The following is a 22,660-nucleotide window of genomic DNA, read 5'->3' as shown; positions in this document are numbered from 1 at the left end:
TGACCTGGGATTGCGCCCGGGTCCGAGAGGAAGGCCATATGACGACGATGCGGGAGCGCGGTTTCTGGAAGTGGAGCCTGCTTGCACTGGCATTGACGGGATGCGGTGGTGTCATGGGAGACGAGGCGGAGGACGAAGCCCTGCTGACGCTGGAGGGCACGCTGCGCGCCTCTTCCACCTTCGACCTGGGGAACTCCGACCGCATTCGCGCGTCGCTCCTCTGGGATGTCTGGCCCAAGGTCGTCGTGGACTGCATGGTCCAGCGGACGTACCCGGAGGGCCTCGCCCGGTGCCAGCGATTGGCCCCGAAGACGTCGTACCACCACCCCGACGCGGACGTCAGGGTCAACGGCCACTTCCCCAACACCTTCAGCATGTCCCTCAATCGCCTGCCGGATCCCGCGGCACTGATTGGAGAGGAGGGCTCCAAGCTGGGCATGGCCTACGTGATGGCCTACGTGGACGGCAACGGCAACGGCACCCTGGACCGGGTGTCGAACGAGGCCACTTCCAGCCCTGACATCGTCGTCGGGTTCCAGTCGGGCTTCAGCGCGGACTCGACGGAGCAGTCCTTCATCCTGTACCGCGAGGGCGCGCTCCACCCGCTCTACCGCTTCGACTTCCCGGACTGCCCGGAGATTCCCCAGGGGTACTCCGTGGTGACGCTGCACTACACGGAAGAAGGGACGGAGTGCACCGTGAAGACGCGCAGGGTGGACCTGGACATGGATCTGGAGGCGAACCAGGCCTTCCAGCAGCTCGCCTGCGAGGAGCCCAACGCTCGAGTCCTCCTGGACACGGTGCGCGCCTCCACCGTGGGGCCTCCGCCCGTGGGGAGCACCCAGCGGTGCGGCACGTTCATCCACTCCATCTCGCGCAATGACCAGGTGCTGTACGTGAATCCCCACCCCGAGCGCTTCTGCTCCGTGGCGAACACGGAGGTGTACATGCTGAAGGACTACTGGGATGGCACCTGGGATGACCGGGCCTCGCCGCCGTCCTGGTGGCCCTGCCCGGTGGTGACCACGCCCTGAGGTGACGACCGCGGGGGCCCGCGCCCGTCACTGCCGCGGATAGGAGTCCTTCGCGGCTTCCCGGCGGGCGCGCTCCGCGGCCTCGCTCTCCTCTCGCCGACGGTCCGCTGCCGCGCGCTCTTCGATGGCGCGCGTCAGCGCCTCCGGCGTCTTCTCTCGGAGGAGCGGGGCGAGCTGCTCGAGCGCGCGCTGGAGGTCGGGGAAGGGAACCCGGTTCTTGTCGACCAGGATCTTCCACGGCTCGGAGACCGAGGTCCGCTCCAGGTCGAAGGTGACGTGCTGCACCTGCCGCTCGGTGGGGACGTCGATGCGGGCCCCTGTGAACCGGTCCTGCTCGCAAGCGCTGACCCAGACGGACTCGTGCGAGCCCGACTTCATCCGCCGTCCTCGAACGCCGTACTGGACCTTGCAGAGCTTCAGGGAGCCCAGCTGCGCCTGGATGCCGGCCATCTCCTGGAGCGCGCCGACGTCGATCTCCTCACTGTCTCCGGCCGAGCCACCTGACCCGCCCAGCATGACCCCGGCTCCCAGGGCGCCCGCCATGACCATCACTGCGGCGCCGGCGAAGAGGACCACCTTGTTGTTGGACCTGGGCGCGGGGGACGGGCGGGATGGGCTCATGGAGGAAGCACCTTAAGTGGGGGCTCTCGGGGAGAGAAATCGAAAGATGTCTCCCCGCATCGGGTGCGGCGCGGGCTGATGACTCGACGTGGATGGTGGCAACCCCTGCGGGGGGGATGAAGAACGACTGGGCGGGGATGAATCCGCCCGGGTGATATCGCGCACCCACGTGCGCCAGCGCTCCTCCGCCGTCGAACTCGGGTCTCCCGTCACGAAAGGACGTGAGAGGGCGGTGAGACACCGACCCTCTTCGTGACCAGGAGGGGTACCCATGACGTGCAGACACGGGCGCTGGCGTTGGTGTGTCGCCGCCACCCAGAAGGAACTCGATGCCGTGGCGCGCATCCGCTGGGCGGTCTTCGGCGGAGAGCTGGGCTTGTTGTCCGAGCAGTCCGCGGTGTCCCGGCGGGAGGTGACGTGCGTCGACACGCTCGACACCACGGTGCACGTGCTCGTCCATGCCGGTGACGAGCCGGTGGCGACGATGCGCGTGGCGCTGCCCAACGCGGAGGTGGCGGCGAACCTGGGCGGGAAGGTGGGGCTCGAGATGGAGCAGCGGGTGGACCTCTCGGGGCTGCTCCAGCCGGGGAGGCTGGTCGCGGAGCCCTCGCGCTTCTGTGTGTTGCCCCAGTGGCGGCGCTCGGAGGCCGTCACGTGGCTGCAGGCGGGCATGTACGCGGAGAGCCGGCGGCGCGGCGTGACGCACTGGATTGCGTCCGCGAACCTGGAGACGGACTCGGCCGAGGACGCGCGCCTCGCGTGGCGGGTGGCGGCCCGACGCGGTTGGCTGAGCCCTCACTGGCGCGTCTCCATCCCCGACACGTGTCGCGCCCCGGCACGGCCCCGCAGCCCCTTCTACACGCCCGAGGAGCGGGCGAGGGCGGCGCAGGGGCAATGGGACGGGCTGCGGCTGCCCCGGGCGCCCGCGCTCTTCGCCAGGACGATGGGCGCGCGCTTCATCGCCGAGCCCCTCTACGACACGTATTTCCAGTGGTTCACGCTGCCGCTCGTCATGGCGCTCGATGAGATTCCGACGGACTCCCTGGCGCGCTTCCACGCGCTGGAGCACGGCGTGAGCCTGGCCGCCTAGGCGGTCGCGGTTCCTTTCCCTTCACCTTCAACACGCAGCGACCGGGAGCCCCAGGGGCACCGGACAGGAGACGTACGTGCACACCCAGACGGAGAATCACGTGGGAGCGAATTGGTTGGCGGCGCTGGACGCGGAGGCGCGAGGACTGGTGGCGGCGGTGGACGCGCAGCCCGACGCTCGAAGCCTCCTCGAGGGCACCCTCGACAAGGAGGGCTACATCCACTTCCTCATCCAGACGTACCACTACGCCCGCTGGAGCACGCCCATCCTCGCGGAGGCGGGCGTGCGGCTGAGGCAGCAGGGCCGGCTCCCGGAGCTGGCGACGCTGCTCATCCAGAAGGGCGAGGAGGAGCGGGGGCACGACCGGTGGCTGCTGTCGGACCTGAAGAACCTGGGGTGCTCGGAGGAGGTCGTGGAGTCGGCGGCGCGCAGCCCCGCGGTGAAGGCCTATACCGGGTGGAACTTCTTCACCTCCCGCGCGGGCGTGGCGACGGCGGCGCTGGGGACCGCGTACGTGCTGGAGTACCTGTCACAGACGCGGGCGGGCCTGTGGGCCGAGCGGCTGCGGGAGCTGTCCACCATCCCCAACATCCGCAAGTCGGTGACGTTCCTGCGCAGCCACGGCGCGCTGGACGGGGACCACGTGGCGGAGATGGAGCGGCTCTTCGCGGGGCTGACGGAGCCGGAGGACCAGGAGGCGATCCTCTTCTCTGCCCGGGTCGCGCGGTGCGTCTACCCGCGCATCTTCCGTCAGGGCGGTGAGCTCGCGAGGTAGCGCTCCGCGCCCGCGAGTCGGAGGCACCTCCGACTCGCGGTGGGGCGCGTCACACCGGCTTGCTGAGGAGGGCGAGCTGGTAGAGGAAGTCGGCGCGGTCGTCGACGCCCAGCTTGCCGAAGAGGTTGCGCACGTGGGTCTTCACCGTCTGGTCGGAGATCTTGAGGTCGTCGGCGATCTGCCCGTTGGACCAGTTGCGGAGCACGCCCTTCGCGATGTCGAGCTCGCGGGTGGTGAGCTCGCGTTGCATGTGCAGGGGAAGGGGGATGGAGTGGGGGAGCTCGGTCAAGAGGAGGGCCCACTGGCGAGGAGCGTCATTGGCGGGCAGCTCGATGAACCGGCACGTGCGGTAGCCGTCGGGATGATTGACGACCCAGAGGTTCTTGCCGAGCCGCTCGTCCGGGGTCATCCGGATGAGGGTGTCCAGCTGCTCCTTGAAGGCAAACGGGAGCCCGGAGGCGTGGAGCTCCGACGGCGTGAACCAGCGCTCCAGCAGATGGGTGGCGTGCTGGGAGCGGAACACCTCGCGCCTGGGCGGCTCCAGGATGATGAAGGCGGAGTCGTCGCGCTGGTAGAGCTCCTGGAGCAGCTGCGCGCCGGCGGTCATGTCCTGGAAGTCCTGGCAGTTGCCGAGGGTGTTGGCGAAGTGCCGGGTGACGCTGGCGAGGGCGGTGACGCTCTGGTCGGGGAAGGGCGAGCGCTGGTGCCGGTAGAACGCGAGGGCGCCGACGAGGCCCGGGCGGATGGGCACGAGGACGGCCATGATGTGCTCCAGGGGCTGCTCCAGCTCCCGGCTGCGTTGATAGACGAGGGTGCGCTCGTAGTCCCGGCGTGAGAGGAGTTGCGTATCGCAGATGGGCACGCCGGGCTTGGCGAGGATGGGGTCCCGGAGGAAGTCATGGTCGACCAGGCCGGCATACTCCTCGAGGATGGGGATGCGGTGGCCGGGGACGTGCCAGCGGAAGTCGAGCGTGGGCGCAAGGCGCATGAGGCACAGCGCCATGGCGTCGGCCTGGACGAACTCGAGCATCGACGTGCGGCTCGCCTCGAGGGCTTTCGGAACGGAGCGCTGGCTGCCGAGCGCGATGATTGCGTTGTCCCGGACCACGAGCTCTCGAGTGTTGAAGTCCGTCGGATTGAACATCCACTCCTCCTGGTCAGGCCACCCCGTGGGGTGCGCCAGCATGTCCTTCATCCATACATAAGTCCGGGCTGTAAATCTGTCCCTCACCCCGCAGTGGTATGGACAGGAGGCCTCGATGGGCGTTGGTGTATGCCGAGTCAAAGACGACTCAGTGCATGGAGTCCGCGGACTGGTGCGGCGCACAGGCAACCAGGCCCCTCCTCGTTGAAAGCGTCATCGCATGAATCGGGGCGTGATGGCACCACCACGCCTCGGCTCGCGCCCGTGCTCGTCCCTGGTCTCGAGAAGGTCGTCGCGGTGGTCGCGGGCGCTCTCTTCTTGCTCGCGGATGGCCCCGTCGCCTGAGGCGCAACCTCTACGGTCGGCGTGTGGGCTTCTACGTGCTTGCGGTGGTGCCAGCGCTTCTTTAGAGAGGCGCTCAGCCGCGCAGTGCTCGGATGTCGTCGAGTGTCTCCTGGCGAGTGGCCGCGCGGCGCGAACGCCACTGCGCCATCACGAAAGCAATCCATGAACCGTTACATCGCAATTGTCGCGACGGGCCTTGCTGCGTCCATGCTCACCGCTTGTGGAGATGACGCCGAGAAGAAGCCGGGACCTTCGACGGAGGAGTCCGAGGGCTACACCTTGAGCGGGCAGGTGACGTCGTTGGAGCCCGCGATGGTTTCGGGTCGCAGCAAGGTGACCATCGCCTGGGACAACTGGATGGGATCGGGGGACGTCATCGTCTCCCAGGGCAACCGCCTGCTGACCGGGAGCGTTCCTGGGGCGTTCACCTTGACGCTGGAGGACGCACCTCCGACGGCGGCCCTCAACCACTTGAATCCCGGGCTGCTGGGCACGGGGTACTTCGCTGTCTACGACGATGTGGACGGTGATGGCGTCATGGACCTGGATGACGACGAGGCCCTCCAGGGACTCTCCATCCACCACGCGGTGCTCTACGTGCCGGAGGTGACGGAGGACGTCCTGGCGTGGCTGCGCAACAGGGGGCTCGTCACCAACCTGGAGGCGCTGAAGCCCGGCTTCAACCTGGCGCGGGGCGTCTGCCGCGAGGACCAGTCCTTCGACTCCCTGGAGATCATCCCCGTCGAGCCCGTGGAGGTGCTCGGTGGCGTCGACTTGAGCGACGGGTGTCTCAACATCCACTGAGTCGAAGTACCGCGTAGCGGTGGCCATGCGACGCGCGGAGCAGGTGCGTCGCGTGGCGCTCGGGGCGGGTGCACCGGCTCGCTCACCGTGGATTGACCCAGCGCCAGGGGGCTCCTTAAGGTGTGTTTCCACCTCTGGAAGGAACACCGGGATGTCTCGCCAGCTTGTCGCCGTGCTCTGCTGCGTGCTTGCCGTGGGGCCGTTGGCTGCTCCGGCGGCGAATCCAGAGCTGACCACTCGCCTCGACGCGCAACTGAAGCGCAACCGCGAGCGCTACGGTATCGCGGGTCAGGCCGTGCTCATCCGCCACAACGGTCAGCTCGTCTATCAGGCCGCGACCGGTGAAAAGGATGTCGAGCGCCACGCGCCTGTGTCGACCGACACCGTGTTCAACGCCTATTCGTTGGCCAAGCTGCTGGCCAGTGTGTTGGTGATGCAGTTGGTCGAGCAGGGCGGTGTCGAGCTGGATGCACCCGCCAGCCGCTATCTGCCCGAGCTTCCCGATGCGTGGAAGGCGATCAGCGTGCGCCACTTCCTGAACCACAGCTCCGGTGTGCCGGAGTACTTCGAGAACCGCGAGGGGACCCTGGTGTCGAAGGGACACGCGGGGCTTGCGCCCACGTTGGAGGCGGCGTTCGCGGGGCTGGCGGACACGCCGATGCAGTTCGCCACCGGCAGCAGCAACCGCTACACGCAGACGAACTTCCTGGTGCTGACCGCGTTGCTGGAAGCGCACTATCGTCAGCCCTATGCGGCCATCGTGCGCCAGCGCATCCTGAAGCCACTGGGGCTGCGCAACACCTGGCTGGGACCTGCTGGCGTGCCCTCCGCGCGCCTGGCCAGGGGGTACATCGGCAAGGACGGCGCGCTGCGGCGGGAGGATGATATCGCCTGGCCCGCCTATGCGCTGGGGCATGCCAGCCTGCACACCACCGTGGGAGATCTCGATCGCTTCCTGCAGGCGCTGGCCGCCGGCAATCTGGTGCGTCGGGCGACGCTCCAGACGCTGTTTCAGCCGCGGAAGCTCAGCACGGGTCGCGACAGTGGATTCATCAGTGGCTGGGAGTTCGGGCAGAGCGGCGACTATCGGCAGATGAGCCACGACGGTGGCACTCGCGTTCGGGCTCGCCTGTTGTTCAAGGACTCGCTGGCGGGTGACACCTGGACGTTCGTTTATTTCACCAACGGCAGCGTGCGCAATGTCTGGTCACGCACGCTGGTGGACAGCACCATGGCGCAGGTGGCGCCACGGCTGTTTCCTCGAGAGACGCTGTCCGAGCGGTTGATCACCCATGCCCTCGCTGATGATGGCGCGGACGACACGGCATTGAAGACCTGGTTGCGCGACGGCAGCGGCGTCGCCACGGAGGAGTTGGAGCGCGCGATCAACAGCGCCGGCTATTCCGTCCGAGAGAACCTCGGCGACCGCGCGGCGCTGAAGGTGTTCACCCTCAACACCGTGCTTCATCCGGAGTCAGCCAATGCCTGGGACAGCCTGGCTGAATGCCATGCCGCGCTGGGGGATGCGGTGATCGCGGCGGAGCTCTACGCGAAGTCGCGGCGACTGGCCGATGCCGTGAAGGCGAAGCCGTAATCAGGCGTGCGGGGTGATGACCGGCCTTCCTTCGGGCGTTGTCGGTGGCGCGATGGCCGTGGAGGGGACGAAGGTTGCGACGGGTTCGCTCTTGCCCTTGACCGCCACCGGAGGGGCAGGAGACCAGGTGAAGGTCTCTCCCGCGGTGGCGCGCGTGGATGAGGACACGAGCAGCGGCGTCCCCACCTGCTTGGTGAGCCCTTCGATGCGGCTGGCCAGATTCACCGCGTCACCGATCACCGTGTACTCGCGCCGCTGAGGGCTGCCGACGTCTCCCACGACGACGCGGCCGGTGTGGATGCCAATTCCGATCTGCAGTGGCTCCTCGCCCCGCGCCACGCGCTCCGTGTTGAGCGCCGCCAGCACGTCGAGCATCTCCAGTCCACACGACACGGCCGCGCGCGCATGGTCCGGGTGGTCCAGGGGGGCGCCGAAGTAAGCGAGGATGCCGTCGCCGATGAACTTGTCGAGCGTCCCGCCATGGCGGAACACCACCTCCACCATGCGCGACAGGTACTCGTTGAGCAGCGCGACCACCTGGGGGCTGTCCATCCGCTCGGACATGGAGGTGAAGCCGCGGATGTCGGAGAACAGCAGCGTCACCTCGCGATGCTGGCCCGTGGCGAGGCCGGTGCCTCGATCGGCGATGTGGCGGGCCACCTCGGGGGAGAAGTAGCGACCCAGGCGCTCGCGGCGAGCCTGCTCGCGGGAGATGCCATGCAGCAGGTGTTGGATGCGGTGCGTGGCATAGGCGAGCGTCAGGGCCGTGACGCCGAGGATGACGACGAGCACGGGGGCGAGGCTCCAGTCCTCGGCGGTGCCCTGACTCATGAGGAAGACCGAGAAGCCCATGCTCATCACCGCGCAGAGCGCCACGGTGCCCACGTCCAGCGACAGCACCGACAGCGCGAGGAGCACGCAGAACACCCCGCAGGACATGGGGCCGACGAGATCCGCGGGCACATCAGCCAGGAGGGTGACGTATTGCTGGATGAAGACCATGGGCGCGTCCACCAGCGCCACGGCCAGGCCCGCATAGCGGTACCCGCGAGTGAAGACCGCCGCCGCCCAGAGCACACCCGCGAGCACCAGGTAGACGCCCAGCGCCACTGGGGACGCGGGCCACGAGAGGCTCAGGCTCAAGCAGAGCCAGGCGAGCACACCGAAGAAGCGCAGCGCGCCCAGGCGTCGGGCCACGCGGAGCCGTTCGTCGACGAGGTTGCGCTCGAAGGCGATGGACAGGTCCGGCTCAGCCGGGTCGAGGAGAGGCGTCACGAGCTGCGGCAGCATGTATTCACGACGCTACCAGAGGCGACCCGGGCCCTTTCGCGTGAAGCGGGTCTGTCACCCGGGGTGTGTTTCGGACGGGGGCTCCGTCACCCCGGGTGATGCCTGTGGTTTCAGTCCGAGGACGCGTGGGCCGAGTCGGAGGTGTCTTGGCACATGCTGGGAGACGCGTCCGAACTGGAGGCACAGGTCTCGCTGGAGGTGCCATCGACCCAATCCGCCAGCCAGCCGCGAAAGCCGGTGAGTTCGAGCTCGCGTTGGCCGTAGATGCCGAGGGCTGCTTCAGCGGCGGCCTGTCGACACTTTCGCGCGTAGCGGTAGCCGAAGACGATTGCCCAGACTGCTCCCAGGAGACCCATCAGGACCGACAGCACCACCGCTGCTTGAAGTACCCAGGTCATGGCCACCTCCTGGTGGGACAATCTATCTCAAGTCCGAGCGGCCGCCGATCTGCGGGAAACGCTCATAAGTTCGCTTGAGGGCATCCAGGTGGGCGGGGTTGTCGAGATCGAGTGGAGCGTCCGTGAGTTGCACGACCCACCCACCCGATGCCGTGCGCCGCGACCGGGAGAGCAGGTCTGCGTCTCGTGCAGGGTCTGGGAATCCAATGGCCTTGGCGGCGGCCTCCGACCAGTAATTCAGCCACCCGAGGTAGTAGGGGATCTCGGGCGAGCGGATGTCCTCGAAGAGCTTCAAGGCGGGCAGTCCCCTGAGTGGAGACGGCGGCCCTTGCAGTGTGGGGGCTGTCTGATGGGCGATGTCAGTTGCGGCGTCGTCGGGCGTCGCACGTCCCCAGAATGCGCGGGCTCCTTCTGCCATGCCCTCGAAGATCGCCGTCGCCGCCGCGATCACGGGTTTTTCCAAGGGCAGCTCCGCATGCACTTGAAACTGTGCATGGCCGCCTGGGCTGAAGAGTCCATCCCTTTCCGAACCAGAGACTGTCACGGGAAAGCCCATGTCCCCGTTACACATGAGAGGGAAGCCTCCATCTACTGTATTCTTTGAGAGCCACTCATCTCGTTGAGGCAATGCGACGGGGCGCCCTCCGGTGGAGAGTCGCCACTCCAGTCGAAGGCCGGAGAGCGCCTTCTCCATTCCATGGATGACAGACAGTGGGCGGCCGTCGTTACCTGCGAGCGCGGGTGCATAGACAGTGATAATGAGAGTTTTTTGCTGAGTCATCGCCTGCAGCCTGTGACAACGATGGTGAGAGACTGATCTCGTCGCAACAGCGCGACTCTGTGCGCCTGGGTACTCACTCCCACGACGAGTTTGTATCCACAGGCCGCAGCGGCAGCGCGCTCTCTTCCGAGTTGCGCATATTCTCGCTCAATCTCCTGCCGCTGGACGAATGCATTGTACGTGTCGAACTGATGGGTCTTGATCTCCCACAGCACGCTCGCGCCGACTTGTAGCGCATCGAAGCGCACTCCGTTCACGATGACGTCCATCCCAGGGTAACGGTTTGGAGGAAACGTGTCGGCGCACGCGTTGTGCGGAGCATCATTCCCTGCGTGTGGCACAGGGATGGGCCGGCACTCCGGACGACGCTCTTGCTCCGCAGGCTCGGTTGGCACTGGTGGGAATGCGTCCTGACCCGCTGGCTCGCGCTTTCGATTCGCGGAAGGTTCCCGCAGGGCCGGCTTCGTCTGGAGCGAGGCCTCGTCATTCTCCGAGCTGCTCCCCCGCAGCTCATACGCCTCCAGCGCTTCCTCGATGACGACCCCCACCACCACGACACCCAAGACAATCACCGCGCCCACGACAATCTCGGGCGCGGCCAGGACACACAGGCCGATACCCAGGGCCGCCGCGCCCGCCGACGCGACCGTGCATCTCCGTGTCGGGTCGTTGAACCGGACCCGGTCATGGTCGAGCGCGTGGAAGCAGCGCTCCGCGAGTACGGGCCACGGTTGGGAGGCCTCGCGGACGACGCATCGTCCATCATCCCTCCACGGCAGCTCCGCCGCCCGCTGGAGGTTGGCGAGCCGCGTGGCCCGAGGTCCGAGGTCCGAGTTCCCTCGGACCCGGTGCCGACGTGGCGCACGCCGTGAGGAACAGCAGGAGTGCCGCACAGGCGCGCGAGCTCATGGTCACGCCCGTTCAATCAAGTGACGAAGCCGCAGGTCAAGGAGGCTCGGTCCTCGCGGGTCCCTCTGGAAGCACGTGGAAACAGCGGAACCGAACCCACCAAGTCCCTCGCACGTCGAACGAAGATCCGACCTAGCGCCTGAACGGCCGGTCAGTGTCTTGATCGGGCGTGGACTACGCCGAGCTCGTCTGTCGCTCCAACTTCTCGTTCCTGCGCGGGGCCTCGCACCCGGAGGAGCTCATCGTCACGGCCGCCCGGCTTGGTCAGCGCGCCCTGGCGCTGACGGACGCGGATGGTCTCTACGGGGCCGTGAAGGCCCACCTGGCCGCGAAGGAGCACGGCCTGCGCCTCATCCTGGGCGCGGAGCTGACGCTCGAGGACGGGCCTCGCGTGGTCGTCTACGCCGCGGACGCCGGGGGCTACTCCAACCTCTGCTCCCTGGTCTCCCAGAGCCGCATGACCCACCCCAAGGGTGAAGCCGGGCTGCCCTGGCGCGCCCTGGCGGAGCGCTCCAGGGGCCTCCTCGCGCTCCTCCCCGAACCCGCCCCCCTGGAGCGCATCGCCCCCCTCGCGGAGGCCTTCCCGGAGCGCTTCCACGTCGGCCTGTGCCGCACTCTGTCCGCCGGAGACTCCGCGCGCGAAGCGCAAGCCGTCGCACTGGCCCGAGAGCTGAGGACCCCCCTCGTCGTGCACAACGACGTGCACACGCACCACCGACGCCGTCAGCCGCTCCAGGACGTCCTGACCGCCGTGCGGTACGGCACCACCGTGGACCGCGTGGGCACGCGCCTGATGCCCAACGCGGAGCGCACGCTGAAGGGCCCCCAGGAGATGGCGCGCCTGTTCGCGGACCGGCCGGACGCGCTGGAGCGCACCGTGGAGCTGGCCTCGCGCTGCCGCGCCTCCCTGGACGACCTGCGCTACCGCTTCCCCGAGGAGGACCTGCCCCCGGGCCGCACCGCGGACGAGCACCTGCGCGCCCTGACCTACGAAGGGCTCACCGTCCGCTACCCAGCGGGTGTGCCCCCCGAGGTGGTCAAGCAGATCGAACACGAGCTGCGCCTCATCGCCGCGCTGGACTTCGCGGGTTACTTCCTGGCGCTCTGGGACATCGTCGGCTTCGCGCGGCGACGCGGAATCCTCTGCCAGGGCCGAGGCAGCGCGGCGAACTCGGCGGTCTGCTACGCGCTGCAGATCACCGCCATCGACCCGGTGCGCATGGGCCTGCTGTTCGAGCGCTTCCTCAGCATGGCCCGCAGGGAGCCCCCGGACATCGACGTGGACTTCGAGCACGAGCGGCGCGAGGAGGTCCTCCAGTACGTCTACGAGAAGCACGGCCGGCACCGCGCCGGCATGGTGTGCGAGGTCATCTGCTACCGGGGACGGCTCGCCCTGCGCGAGGCCGGCAAGGCCATGGGCCTGTCCCTGGACCAGGTCGACCGGCTCTCCAAGGTCTCCGCCGCCCACGGCTTCGAGGTGACGCCAGAGGTCCTTCTCGAGGCCGGCCTGTCCGCGTTCGACCGCCGCGTCCAGCGCACCCTGTCCCTCGCCTCCGAGCTGGAAGGCTTCCCCCGACACCTCTCCATCCACGTCGGTGGCTTCGTGATGACCCGCGAGCCCCTGACCCAGCTGGTCCCCGTGGAGAACGCGGCCATGCCCGGCCGCACCGTCATCCAGTGGGAGAAGGACGACATCAACTCCATCGGCCTGCTCAAGGTGGACCTGCTCGCCCTGGGCATGCTCACCGCGCTCTCGAAGTGTTTCACCCTGATTCGCGAGCACCACGGCCGTGAGCTGTCATTGGCCACCATCCCCGCCGAGGACCCCAGGGTCTACGACATGCTGTGCGAGGCGGACACCGTGGGCGTGTTCCAAATCGAGAGCCGCGCCCAGATGAACATGCTGCCCCGGCTCAAGCCGCGGACCTTCTACGACCTGGTCGTGGAGATCGCCCTCATCCGCCCCGGCCCCATCGTCGGGAAGATGGTCCACCCGTTCCTGCGCCGGAGGAACGGCGAGGAGACCGTCGTGTATCCGAGCGAGGCCGTGAAGGAGATCCTCGGCAAGACGCTCGGCGTGCCGCTCTTCCAGGAGCAGGCGATGAAGCTCGCCATGGTGGCCGCCGGCTTCTCCGCCGAGGAGGCGGACGGCCTTCGTCGCGTGCTGAGCCACAAGCGCGCCGAGTCGATGCTCCTCCAGTACCGGGGCCGCTTCGTGGAGGGCTGCCTGTCACGCGGCTACGCCCGCGCCCAGGCCGAGGAGTGGTTCGACAACTTCCGCGGCTTCGCGCACTACGGCTTCCCCGAGAGCCACTCCGCCAGCTTCGCGTTGATCTCCTACGCGTCCAGCTGGCTCAAGTGCCACTACCCGGCGGCCTTCACCACCGCGCTCCTGAACTCCCAACCCATGGGCTTCTACGCCCCGCACACCCTGGTCGCGGACGTGCAACGCCACGGCGTGGAGGTGCGCCCCGTCGACGTGCGCGTGTCCCGGTGGGACTGCACGCTGGAGGACGAGGGCAGGGCGCTGCGGCTCGGGCTGCGGATGGTGCGCGGCCTGGGCGAAGCCGCGGGCCGCCGCGTGGAGACGGGGCGCGGCGAGCACGGCTACACCGACGTCGGAGACCTGGCGCGGCGGGCCCGCATCCCCCGGCACGAGCTGACTCGCCTGGCCCTCGCCGGCGCGCTTGCGTCGCTGAGCGGCTCACGACGACAGGCCCTCTGGGACCTCCAGGCGCTGGGGCCGCTGGACTCGGACGACCTGTTCTTCGGCATGTCGATGGACGGCACGAAGGTGGAGCTGCCCTCGATGGACGTGTACGCGCGCGTCTGCGCGGACTACGACACCGTGGGCCTCTCCCTGGAGAAACACCCGCTGGAGCTCGTGCGCCCGCTGCTCAAGCGCCAGGGCGCGGTGACGGCGGAGGGCCTGAAGACGGTGGCCTCCGGGCGCACAGTGACGGTGGGCGGGATGATGATCTGCCGCCAGCGGCCTCCCACCGCACGCGGCATGTGCTTCCTCTCGCTGGAGGACGAGACGGGCATCGCCAACCTCGTGGTGCCTCCGGACGTCTACGAGCGCTGCCGCAAGGAGCTCCACGGCGCGCTGTTCCTGGTGGGGCAGGGCGTGCTGGAGCGCTCGGGCAAGGTGACCAACGTGAAGGTGAAGACGGTGTGGGGGCTCGAGGCCGCCGCCCGCCTGGAGCCCTCGAGCGAGCGGCGCCGCACCTCCGCCTGAGTCCCGCCAGGACGCACTGCCGGTCCGACGTCACTCCGGACACGCCACGGGTGCCTGTCTACCCCTCTGGCGCCGGGCTCGCGTACCACCGCGACGCAGCCGCGTCCTCGTGGACCGCGTCCCTGGCGGAGGGACCGGGGCGCACCGTGTGGAGCCGCCTCGGCACGCCGCTGGCAATAGGGGGCGCACCCCCTCCTCGACCCGGACGGAACTGGCATGCCGAAGGACGTCTTCACCGTGTGTTTCTGTGGAACCGGCTGCGCGCGCGACGAAGGCGAGGAGACCCGGTACTGGGACTACAAGACCTCGCTGGTCCGCTTCCTGTCCAAGACCGAGCGCCAGCTCAAGAGCGACAAGAACATCTTCGACCCGCAGACGGGCTACATCCCGGTGCGCATCCACAAGGAGATCTCCGGCGGGCTGCGCAACACGAAGCGCAGCGGCTCCGTGCGAGGAGTGGGTGAGAACGACTGGTACGACCAGATGGACCGTTGCGACCCCCTGCTCAGCAACCTGGAGCTGACTCCCGGAGACCTGCGCAAATACGTGTCGGGCTACTCCGAGGGCGATCAACGCGGCATGGCGAACCAGGGCCTGGGGTGGGCCGACGCCGCGCTCGCGCTCCACGGCGCGAGCCTCGCGGCGGCCAGCGGCGCGGAGCAATACAACTTCATCGGGCACAGCCGTGGCGGCGTCGAGGCCATCATGGCCGCCTGGTTCCTCTACGCCTATGGCGGAGAGGCTCGAAAGAACATCCCCATCAACATCTTCGCCATCGACCCCGTCCCGGGCATGGGTGAGTGGTACAGCATCCAGACCCAGCTGGCCCCCCAGGTCGCCAACTACGTCGGCGTCTATGCGTGGGACCACCTGGACACGGGCTTCAGCGCGGTGATTCCCCGGCCCAACGCCCGGATGACCAAGCAGCAGGCACACCAGGACATCGAGGATGGACGGGGACTGGGGAGCACCTGGGCGACGCTCGCGAACAACCGCCAGCTCGCCGACCCCCTCGTCCGTCAGGAACTGCCCCAGCCGGAGGGGTACAAGCTCTACGCCATCCGGGGACGCCACGGCACCGTCGCGGGCATCTACACCACGGACGGGCTCTATGACGCCTCCAAGGTCAGCGACGACGTCGGCGCGGTCCCCCGGCTCGTCTACAAGATGGCCCGTGGGTACCTGACCCAGTGGGACACCGAATTCCAGACGCGAAGCCGCGTGCGCGAGGGCGTCAAGTCACTGCGCAGGCGCATCCACACGGCGCACTCCCACTTCGACACCATGGCGCTCGGTGAGGTCCGCACGTCCCGGCTGCCCTTGCGCCAGTCCGTGCGGCGCGTCTCCTCCATCCACGGCATGCGCACCTGGGACCGCTACTACCTCGAGGACGTGGTGGGCACGCCTCCCTACAACCTGACCTATCCCTGCACCATCGAACAGGCCGGGGACGGGTGGATCGACTGGACCTTCCTGTGAGCCCGCGCGGCCACCGAGACATCGCAAACCCCTCCAGGCGTGGAGCTCGACGACGATGAGCAAGATCGATGACGTGCTGTCCGTGGTGCCCGACAAGTACTTCACGCACGTGAGCCACGACTGCTACGTGCGGCTGCTGGACACGCCCCGCATCTGGGGGCTGCCGTTCGGCCCGGAGATCATGCAGGAGGCCCGGCGCCGCACCAACGACTTCGAGCGCGCCCTGGTGGAGGTCCTCCAGAAGACGCGCTTCCGCTGCGACGTGGCGTCCCTCAACAGCCCGGACCCCGCCTGGGCGAAGATCATCCTGGGGGCACTGGACACGGCTATGTCCGCCAACAAGGGCAAGCCCATCCAGATCCGCTTCCTCTTCGGGCAGACGCCCATGCTCCTCAAGGACGGCACGTCGCCCAACCTCATCGACTTCCAGGGCGCGCTGATCCGGCTGGTGCGCTCTCGCAAGAAGGACTGGGGCGCGGTGCCGGAGATCTGGATGGCGAAGTTCTACCGCCTGCAGGAGGGCCTGCTGTCGGGCTTCTCCGCCTTCGTCAGCGCGTCGCTGCCGTCGTGGCTGGCGCCGGACTCCGACGACGACTTCACGAAGATGACGTGGAACCACTCGAAGATCGTCGCCTCGGATGGCGCCGAGGCGCTGGTCGGCGGGCACAACCTGAACATGGACCTGTTCACCAGCTATCCCCCCGTGCACGACGTGTCCGTCGTCATGCACGGCGCGGGGGCCCTGGGCGCGCAGCGGTTCCTGAACCGGATGTGGTCCTGCAGGACGGACGTGGTGACCAAGGAGCGCCTGGACCCGGACACCCTGACGTGGGTGAACGGGGACGACGACAAGGCGGAGGTGCGAAAGCCCCTGGACCCGCTGGACCTGAAGGAGGCCCAGGACCTGCGCGCGCAGCGCTACGAGCTCTTCTCCAGGATCCACATCGGCGGTCTGCCGGTGGACAGTCCTCGCGCCCGCCGCCGGATCGGCAACGAGCCCCTGCCCACCGTCTGGGAGGAGGACACCGAAGAGGACCTCCTGCCGGATGTCATCCGCGAGGACGACCTGCAGACGCTCAGGGACCTGGAGCAGCCCGTCTTCGAGGAGGACCGGACCATCGGCTACGCGGGCATGGGGGAGTACAAGCGCGCGACGCGCGTGCTGTCCATCGGCAAGCACTGGTCCGGCTCGGACATGAAGGAAGACTACGAGAAGGCGTCCGAGCTCATGAAGGAGAACCTCATCATGGGCTGCACGGACGTGCTGCGCCTGTCGCAGATGGACCTGGTGAGCGCGTGGAAGAAGAAGTGGTCCTCGCACGTCGTCTGTCATTGGATCATGGAGTCGCTGCTCGTCAACCCGCACCTGGTGGTGCAGGTGGTGGTGTCGCCCCTGGACGCGGGCGCGGGCGCGGAAGGAGACCAGTACTCGTTCGGCTCGGGCGCGTGCCGCACGTTCGAGCTGTTCCAGTACTACATGGCGAGGACGCTGGAGGACGCGCTGCGGCCGGATGCCGAGCGGCGGCTTCGCGCCCTGGACCGCCTGCACATCGCGCCGTTCTATTACACGGACGTGCCCCGGGATAAGACGCGGGAGGGGGAGTCGTACTTCTGGCCGCAGCTGACGCCCGAGGGCTACACGGCGACCTTGAAGCAGAAGGCGCTCTCCGAGGTGCCGCCGGTCAAGGGCATCATCGGCAACGCGGTGGAGTCCGTGCAGAAGGCCAGTGGCGCGGTCTTCCCCAAGGTCCCGTCGGCGCCGGGCAACCACTCCAAGATCATGATCGCCGACGACCAGGCGTACGTGGTCGGGTCCGACAACCTGTATCCAGGCTTCCTCTCGGAGTTCAACTACCTGGTGGAGGGGCCGGTCGCGGTGGGCGACATGCTGCGCAACTACTGGGAGCCGCTCTGGTCCTTCTCGGGCAAGCATTGCGTCAATCCCCGCTGTGATGGGGGATGCAAGACCCTCAAGAATCCTCCCAAGCCCAGGTCGGGCCGTGGGGTGATGTCCGAGCTGCCCGCGAGCCGGTTGTTGATGGGCATGGGGCATGGGAGCCCGCTGCCGCGTCCCGAGCTCTTCGGTGGCCGCATGCCAGGGGGGCTCCAGTCGTCCTCGTTCTTCGCCCGGAAGGGCTCGGGTCAGGACTGGTCCGAGCCGCTCCTGAACGCCGGCAACCAGGGGAAGGTCCTGCGGGTCGACCTGCGCGCGCCGCCGGACCTGATGGAGATCCTGAAGAAGGACGAGGAGACGGCGAAGAAGGAGAAGGAGGAGCGGGATCGCCTCAAGCGCCTGCAGCCCGTGTCCTCGTCCCCGTCGACGGGGACGACGCAGCAGACCGCCTCCACGACGACGGGCGGGTCCTCGCCCTCGACGAAGGACTCGTCCTCCAGTGCCTTCGAGAACCACGACAAGATCGAGGGGTCGCACTACTACACGGACCAGCAGATCGACACGCTCCTGCGCCACTACCTGCGCGGCGTGCCGAACGTGGTCGTGCTGCGTGGCATCAACCTCTACGTGCTCAATCGCATCGCGCCGGACACGTATGACGAGGCGCTCCAGGGCATGGTCGCGGATGGCCCGCCCCGCGTCCTCGTCCAGCCCTACAACATCAATGGCAACCACTGGGGGCTCATCTACATCAAGGTGGCGCCCCCGGCGCGAGGCGTCCGGGGCCAGGCGCGTGTGCTCTTCGTCGACCCGCTGGGGCCGCAAGGTGTGCCCAACCTGGGCACGTTGCGGCGCGCGTTCCCGGACCTGCTGGTCGAGCGCTCCGGCATCCGTTACCAGGACGATGTCATGGGGAGCTACAAGGACGGCCAGCACAGCTGCGGTCCGTGGATCATCCAGATCGCCCGGCACCTCGTCGCGAACGATGGCGCCCTGCCTCCCACGGCGCGCCACCCGCGTGACGCCGCCGTCGGGTTCCGCGCGGAGCATCAGCAGGTCCTGGACAACCTCAACCGGCAGTTCATGGACGAGTTCGTCATCGTGGAGGACTACTTCGACTCGCCCAAGCCCCTGGTCAAGAGCGGGGAGCTCCCGAAGCCACAGCCTCCCGTGGACAACAGCAAGAAAGACTCGGACGACGACGACGACTTCGTCATGGTCTGAACCTTGGGCGGAGTACGACCCGGAGACGTCGGAGTACGACGTCTCCGTCCTCAAGCTCGAGACATCTGTCGAGTTCGGGAGCAGGTCCTCGATGTCCTGTGGGCGGACCTCCATTCCGCACCGCACCTCGGGGGACTTGCGTCCTCCTCTCGGAGGACGGCCGGTGGCGCAACCCCTCTGCCTGCCTTCACCCGGGCAGCAGGTCTCCGTCGGCGCGCTCGCGTCATCGCGGGCTGAGGCGAGAGGATGACTACGACACGTCCAGCATCCTGATGCAGGTGCGGGTCCCTATCGTCGGTGATGAGGCGCTGGTCTCAGCCTACGCCCAGGAGCGGATTCTCATCGCCCCCGTGCTGATGTTTGGCACCGGGTACCCGGAAGGGGACAGGGACTCGTGTCAGACAGTGGGGCCCGTGGTCCTGGTCGAGGAGGACGGTGCCAATGTGCTGCATGGCCTCACGAGCTTCAGCCTGGGCTGCGGACGACCGGGACTGCCCGGGGTCTACACGTGTGTCTCCCACTACCTCACGTGGCTCCACGCGCGGATTCGCAAGCTCAGCGACGTCCAGCACCGATGACGACCCAGAATCGGGCTGCGAGCGTTACAGTCTGTGTTGCCGTATCTCGAACTCGTCGGTTCCGACGACCGTGAGTATGCCAGTCTCCAGCAATGCTCGGATGACTTTGTGTTTTCCGGGGCGTGATTGGCCTTCTCTGGGGACAGGCAAAAGCGCCGTTAGTTCTGTGGCTCTCAATGTGGAGGATGAACGATGCTTGAGTGCGAGCCTGACGTGGAGGAGGGCCTCTTCGAGGCCTAGCCTATCTTCGGCATCGTCGCACAGGGAGTGTTGGCAGTAATCGTTGAATTGCATCCGGAACATCCAGTCGGAGATGGCGACTTGTGTTTCATTTGAGCAGGGGGCGAGAGTGTCCAGGCTCAGAGGCTTAGCCTGCCACCTGTTGATGAAGGGGTATCTCGAGAGAAACTCTTCTGCGAGAGCCTTGTTGGGGTCAGGGCAGTTCTTCATCGATCGGACGAAATTGAATGAGAAAACGCCTCCTTTCTCGAAGTGCCACAACGCGTCGCGCGTTCCCTGGAGCGATAAGCCTGACAAGAAGACTCGATCGAGTCCAACGAACGACTGAACGGTATCGTCGGTGTTGCTCTGGTGGGTGATATACGCGAGGTTCTCGCCTCGACCGTTTGCTAAGAATTTGCTCGCCCGCTGACGTGCGAGCTGCGGCATCTCTTTTAATAGAGGAATTACCAGCGAAGCGTCACCTCTGTCATCCATGGCATCGACGAATAGCCACCAGTCGTCTCTTGCAAGGAAGTCATCGACTGCCCCATCAGGGTTGAGGGTTCCAACTGGGACCAATCCTCGAAGATGATGTCGAATACACTCACTGATGTGTCGAGTGGCATTTTCTGGTGTGAAAGGTGGGCAGTCGTTGAGGTCGATCAGTACGCTTGCGGTTTTGCTCTGCTTGAGATGCTGTTGTAGCCATTTAAATACGAACTTCTTGCCGGAGCCGGGCTCTCCGAAGAGGAATTTGGGACGTGGGCCCTCTAGCAGACCGCGCCAGTTTATATTGCAAGCGGAGGTGTAGGCGTTCAGGAAGCCTCCGTTGAAGCCGACTGTTTTCTCGAGAGGCGGGAGTGTGTGTAGGCAGATGTCGAAAAATTCGTCGTCCTTGATTTCCTTTACCTGTTCCAGAAGTGCTCTGTAGATGAGCGTTGATGGGTTCGTCCTTATTAAGACTGATGTCTCCCAGCTGAGAACTGCTATTGCCAAGGCGAGGTGGGTGGCGAACCAAGTGTTCTTTAGGAGCGTCCCGCGCATGAAGGCATGTGCCGATTTGGCTGGATCGCCTCCGAAGAAGGACCATAGGATGATTGCGCCAGCTGTTGAGATTCCCGCGAGATGGGGTGACTGAGAGAGATTGTATCTACTTGCAACTGAAGGGGCCAGGATGACAGCGAGTGCCCAGGCCACTCCTGTCAGAAGCATGCGAAGTCGCCCGTTCAAGAGTTTGGGCTGGGTAGGCTCTGGCTGGGGCGGCTTCAGTCCTATCACAAGCGGGGCGACTGAACCGGGAGAGGCGGCGTCGGCGTTTGTTGCGGCATAGGCGCCAACCGGCTGCTCACTTGGCTTCGTTGGCAAGCTGTGCTCCCTCATTCCGACAGTGCGGATCGGCTGTAGTGAAGGAATCGGTTTCGTCCTCTATCATACGATATTTCTGGCTTCTTGGCTTGAGGTCAGTCCCTCCCTACTGAGTAGTAGCTGACGGTTGACGAGTCATTTGCCCGAATCGACAGGTCTTGACGTGTCAGCGATGCCCCGTGGCGGGGCTCGCGCGAGGGGCTCACTCTGGGCGGCCCCTGGTTCACGCATTGCAATCCTCCACGCTCACCTGGAACTGGAGGATGCATTGCGTTTCGTGAGCAGTGTGGTGGTCGCGGTCGGGCTGTTGGGGTGTGGTGGTTCGGAGCTGGAGGTGCCCGAGGCGGCGGTGGCGCAGGGGACCCAGGAGATCGTTGGAGGCGTCGAGGCGCGTCCTGGCTCGTGGCCTTGGATCGTCAGCCTGCAACAGGGCGGGAGCCATTTCTGCGGTGGTAGCCTGATTCGGGTGGGCAGCCAGCAGGAGACGGACATCGTCCTCACCGCCGCGCACTGTGTCGAGGATGGATACTCGGGCGTGACGGTGGTCGCGGGGGCCCATGACTTCTACCGGCCCACCTCCGCGCAGGTGACGGTCCGCGTGGCGAACGCCGTCTCTCATCCGCGGTACGACCCGGACACGACGAAGAACGACCTCGCCGTCCTCAAGCTGGAGCGCCCCATCCGTATCAGGGGCACGTGTGGCGAGCCCGCCGTGCCCCAGCGTCCCAACCTCTCCGCGGTCGTGTCCCTCAACGACGCGCTGAGGGTCCAGGCCGTGTGCCTGCCGACCGTGGGCGCGGAGCTCGCGGAGGGCACGATGGCGTCCATCGCGGGCTGGGGCCTGACGCGAGAGGGTGGCTATGACACCTCCAGCATCCTGATGCAGGTCGGTGTTCCCATCGTTGGAGGCAGAGCCCTGGCGCAGAGCTATCGCTCGCAAGGTATCGAGATCGACGGCCCCACGATGCTGGGCGCCGGATACTCGCAGGGGGGCAAGGACGCGTGCCAGGGGGACAGCGGAGGGCCGCTGGTCGTGGAGTCCGGGACGAAGTATGTGCTCCACGGCATCACGAGCTTCGGCGTGGGCTGCGCGAGGGCGGGGCTTCCTGGGGTCTACACGCAGGTCTCCAGCTTCCTTCCGTGGATCCAGGCACGCGTCGCCGAGCTCAGCAGCGTCCGGTAGCCGTGGCACCCGCGCGTCACCCGGTGTGGCTCGCCACTCGCGGCGCGTAGTGACGCACGACCGCCTTGGCGAGCGACTCGGGATACTTCCAGAACGCCTGGTCCAGCGCGTACGGCCGGTCCCTCTCGTCCGGGGGCAGCATGCCCGGCAGATCGGAGAGGGACACCATCTCCTCGGTCTCACCGTAGTGGGCGGCGACGTTCAGCATGTCATTCAGGCATTGCCGCGTGCCCTGGGCGCCCACCCTGCCCAGCGCCTCGATGGCGAGGTGACAGGTCTCCTCGCCCCAGTTGCAGAAGAACTGCATGAAGCCGCCGTTGTTGATGCCGGCCTCCATGCGCCACAATGCGACCAGCTCCCGCTCGTCGGGCGGCAATGCGGACAAATCCCGGTGGACCTGTTGCAGCCGCGCGAGGGCATGTTCGTAGAGGGCATCCTGTTCGATTGCCCAGACGCTGACCATACCATCGGGGGCGAGCGGCCAGAGGGCTGGCCAGTTCATGCCGCGGCCGTCCTCGGTTAGGACCCACTCACGGCGTTGTTCGGGCGTGGCCTTGTGGAGGGGGGATGTATCCGCGATGGGGAGGGCCAGGACGCGGCCGTCCGTCTGGCGCAGCAGCAGGCCCTGCTCGTCGAAGCGCACGTCGATGATGCGGTTGTCGTCTGGCAACATGTCGCGTCAGCCTAATGCA

At 66.9% G+C, this 22,660-nt stretch carries 18 protein-coding genes; 10 read left to right on the top strand and 8 right to left on the bottom strand.

The genetic code is table 11. From position 1 onward, the window contains the following. Positions 1–113 precede the first annotated feature (113 nt). Positions 114–1,034 (top strand): hypothetical protein, encoded by a 921-nt coding sequence (locus OWM54_RS00360; RefSeq protein WP_223748760.1) that lies wholly within the window; start codon positions 114–116, stop codon positions 1,032–1,034. A gap of 27 nt (positions 1,035–1,061) precedes the next feature. Here OWM54_RS00360 and OWM54_RS00355 read toward each other — a convergent pair whose 3' ends face one another. Then, a complete protein-coding gene (locus OWM54_RS00355; protein WP_223748759.1) occupies positions 1,062–1,655 on the bottom strand; it encodes a hypothetical protein in 594 nt (197 codons plus the stop codon). A gap of 271 nt (positions 1,656–1,926) precedes the next feature. Here OWM54_RS00355 and OWM54_RS00350 point away from each other — a divergent pair, with 271 nt between their 5' ends. Together OWM54_RS00350 and OWM54_RS00345 are read left to right on the top strand one after the other, a co-directional pair. Continuing rightward, the gene (locus OWM54_RS00350) at positions 1,927–2,745 is read left to right on the top strand and encodes a GNAT family N-acyltransferase (RefSeq protein ID WP_223783193.1); all 819 of its coding nucleotides are present in this window, start codon (positions 1,927–1,929) and stop codon (positions 2,743–2,745) included. Between the two features lie 76 nt (positions 2,746–2,821). Further along, on the top strand, positions 2,822–3,520 hold the full coding sequence (locus OWM54_RS00345) for an iron-containing redox enzyme family protein (protein ID WP_267696299.1): 699 nt from the start codon (positions 2,822–2,824) through the stop codon (positions 3,518–3,520). Between the two features lie 49 nt (positions 3,521–3,569). On the opposite strand, the gene OWM54_RS00340 is transcribed toward OWM54_RS00345, so the two are convergent. Continuing rightward, complete coding sequence (locus tag OWM54_RS00340; RefSeq protein ID WP_267696298.1) at positions 3,570–4,664, bottom strand: helix-turn-helix transcriptional regulator; 1,095 nt, start codon at positions 4,662–4,664, stop codon at positions 3,570–3,572. 507 nt (positions 4,665–5,171) lie between these two features. Here OWM54_RS00340 and OWM54_RS00335 point away from each other — a divergent pair. Both OWM54_RS00335 and OWM54_RS00330 read left to right on the top strand, forming a co-directional pair. Further along, a complete protein-coding gene (locus OWM54_RS00335) occupies positions 5,172–5,813 on the top strand; it encodes a hypothetical protein (RefSeq protein WP_223748755.1) in 642 nt (213 codons plus the stop codon). Between the two features lie 151 nt (positions 5,814–5,964). Continuing rightward, a complete protein-coding gene (locus OWM54_RS00330) occupies positions 5,965–7,407 on the top strand; it encodes a serine hydrolase domain-containing protein (RefSeq protein ID WP_267696297.1) in 1,443 nt (480 codons plus the stop codon). Here OWM54_RS00330 and OWM54_RS00325 read toward each other — a convergent pair whose 3' ends face one another. From OWM54_RS00325 to OWM54_RS00310, 4 genes are all read right to left on the bottom strand, one after another. Beyond that, on the bottom strand, positions 7,408–8,697 hold the full coding sequence (locus OWM54_RS00325; RefSeq protein WP_267696296.1) for an adenylate/guanylate cyclase domain-containing protein: 1,290 nt from the start codon (positions 8,695–8,697) through the stop codon (positions 7,408–7,410). Between the two features lie 110 nt (positions 8,698–8,807). Further along, on the bottom strand, positions 8,808–9,095 hold the full coding sequence (locus OWM54_RS00320; RefSeq protein WP_267696295.1) for a hypothetical protein: 288 nt from the start codon (positions 9,093–9,095) through the stop codon (positions 8,808–8,810). Positions 9,096–9,117: 22 nt separating this feature from the next. Further along, positions 9,118–9,876, bottom strand: coding sequence for a DUF5953 family protein (locus OWM54_RS00315; protein WP_223783199.1), 759 nt, complete (start codon positions 9,874–9,876; stop codon positions 9,118–9,120). After that, complete coding sequence (locus tag OWM54_RS00310; RefSeq protein ID WP_267696294.1) at positions 9,873–10,457, bottom strand: DUF6310 domain-containing protein; 585 nt, start codon at positions 10,455–10,457, stop codon at positions 9,873–9,875. Before OWM54_RS00310 ends, OWM54_RS00315 begins: the two co-directional genes overlap by 4 nt. A 497-nt stretch (positions 10,458–10,954) precedes the next feature. Here OWM54_RS00310 and OWM54_RS00305 point away from each other — a divergent pair, with 497 nt between their 5' ends. The 4 genes from OWM54_RS00305 to OWM54_RS00290 all read left to right on the top strand — a co-directional run bounded on the left by OWM54_RS00305 (position 10,955) and on the right by OWM54_RS00290 (position 19,198). Next, positions 10,955–14,023: an error-prone DNA polymerase gene (locus OWM54_RS00305; protein ID WP_267696293.1), complete on the top strand. Its 3,069-nt coding sequence runs from the start codon at positions 10,955–10,957 to the stop codon at positions 14,021–14,023. Positions 14,024–14,239: 216 nt separating this feature from the next. Then, positions 14,240–15,502, top strand: coding sequence for a Tat pathway signal protein (locus tag OWM54_RS00300; RefSeq protein WP_223783202.1), 1,263 nt, complete (start codon positions 14,240–14,242; stop codon positions 15,500–15,502). 55 nt (positions 15,503–15,557) lie between these two features. Further along, entirely contained in the window at positions 15,558–18,620 is a 3,063-nt protein-coding gene (locus tag OWM54_RS00295; protein WP_267696292.1) for a hypothetical protein, read from the top strand. Positions 18,621–18,718: 98 nt separating this feature from the next. After that, the gene (locus tag OWM54_RS00290; protein WP_267696291.1) at positions 18,719–19,198 is read left to right on the top strand and encodes a trypsin-like serine protease; all 480 of its coding nucleotides are present in this window, start codon (positions 18,719–18,721) and stop codon (positions 19,196–19,198) included. Positions 19,199–19,222: 24 nt separating this feature from the next. On the opposite strand, the gene OWM54_RS00285 is transcribed toward OWM54_RS00290, so the two are convergent. Then, positions 19,223–20,632, bottom strand: coding sequence for a hypothetical protein (locus OWM54_RS00285; protein WP_267696290.1), 1,410 nt, complete (start codon positions 20,630–20,632; stop codon positions 19,223–19,225). Between the two features lie 430 nt (positions 20,633–21,062). Here OWM54_RS00285 and OWM54_RS00280 point away from each other — a divergent pair, with 430 nt between their 5' ends. Then, positions 21,063–21,968, top strand: coding sequence for a serine protease (locus OWM54_RS00280; RefSeq protein WP_267696289.1), 906 nt, complete (start codon positions 21,063–21,065; stop codon positions 21,966–21,968). Positions 21,969–21,984: 16 nt separating this feature from the next. On the opposite strand, the gene OWM54_RS00275 is transcribed toward OWM54_RS00280, so the two are convergent. Next, on the bottom strand, positions 21,985–22,641 hold the full coding sequence (locus tag OWM54_RS00275; RefSeq protein WP_267696288.1) for a DMP19 family protein: 657 nt from the start codon (positions 22,639–22,641) through the stop codon (positions 21,985–21,987). Between the last annotated feature and the right edge of the window lie 19 nt (positions 22,642–22,660).

Source organism: Myxococcus sp. MISCRS1 (assembly GCF_026626605.1).
GTDB classification, from domain to species: Bacteria; Myxococcota; Myxococcia; order Myxococcales; family Myxococcaceae; genus Myxococcus; species Myxococcus fulvus.
Note: the sequence above shows the minus strand (reverse complement) of the source record. Positions and strands in the feature narration are given on the sequence as shown.

Bases quoted from the DNA above. Each gene is read 5' to 3' on its own strand.
- OWM54_RS00275 (WP_267696288.1), bottom strand. From the start codon at position 22,641: ATGTTGCCAGACGACAACCGCATCATCGACGTGCGCTTCGACGAGCAG.
- OWM54_RS00315 (WP_223783199.1), bottom strand. From the start codon at position 9,876: ATGACTCAGCAAAAAACTCTCATTATCACTGTCTATGCACCCGCGCTC.
- OWM54_RS00360 (WP_223748760.1), top strand. From the start codon at position 114: ATGGGAGACGAGGCGGAGGACGAAGCCCTGCTGACGCTGGAGGGCACG.
- OWM54_RS00285 (WP_267696290.1), bottom strand. From the start codon at position 20,632: ATGCTTCTGACAGGAGTGGCCTGGGCACTCGCTGTCATCCTGGCCCCT.
- OWM54_RS00350 (WP_223783193.1), top strand. From the start codon at position 1,927: ATGACGTGCAGACACGGGCGCTGGCGTTGGTGTGTCGCCGCCACCCAG.
- OWM54_RS00325 (WP_267696296.1), bottom strand. From the start codon at position 8,697: ATGCTGCCGCAGCTCGTGACGCCTCTCCTCGACCCGGCTGAGCCGGAC.
- OWM54_RS00335 (WP_223748755.1), top strand. From the start codon at position 5,172: ATGAACCGTTACATCGCAATTGTCGCGACGGGCCTTGCTGCGTCCATG.
- OWM54_RS00300 (WP_223783202.1), top strand. From the start codon at position 14,240: ATGCCGAAGGACGTCTTCACCGTGTGTTTCTGTGGAACCGGCTGCGCG.
- OWM54_RS00330 (WP_267696297.1), top strand. From the start codon at position 5,965: ATGTCTCGCCAGCTTGTCGCCGTGCTCTGCTGCGTGCTTGCCGTGGGG.
- OWM54_RS00320 (WP_267696295.1), bottom strand. From the start codon at position 9,095: ATGACCTGGGTACTTCAAGCAGCGGTGGTGCTGTCGGTCCTGATGGGT.
- OWM54_RS00295 (WP_267696292.1), top strand. From the start codon at position 15,558: ATGAGCAAGATCGATGACGTGCTGTCCGTGGTGCCCGACAAGTACTTC.
- OWM54_RS00355 (WP_223748759.1), bottom strand. From the start codon at position 1,655: ATGAGCCCATCCCGCCCGTCCCCCGCGCCCAGGTCCAACAACAAGGTG.
- OWM54_RS00340 (WP_267696298.1), bottom strand. From the start codon at position 4,664: ATGTTCAATCCGACGGACTTCAACACTCGAGAGCTCGTGGTCCGGGAC.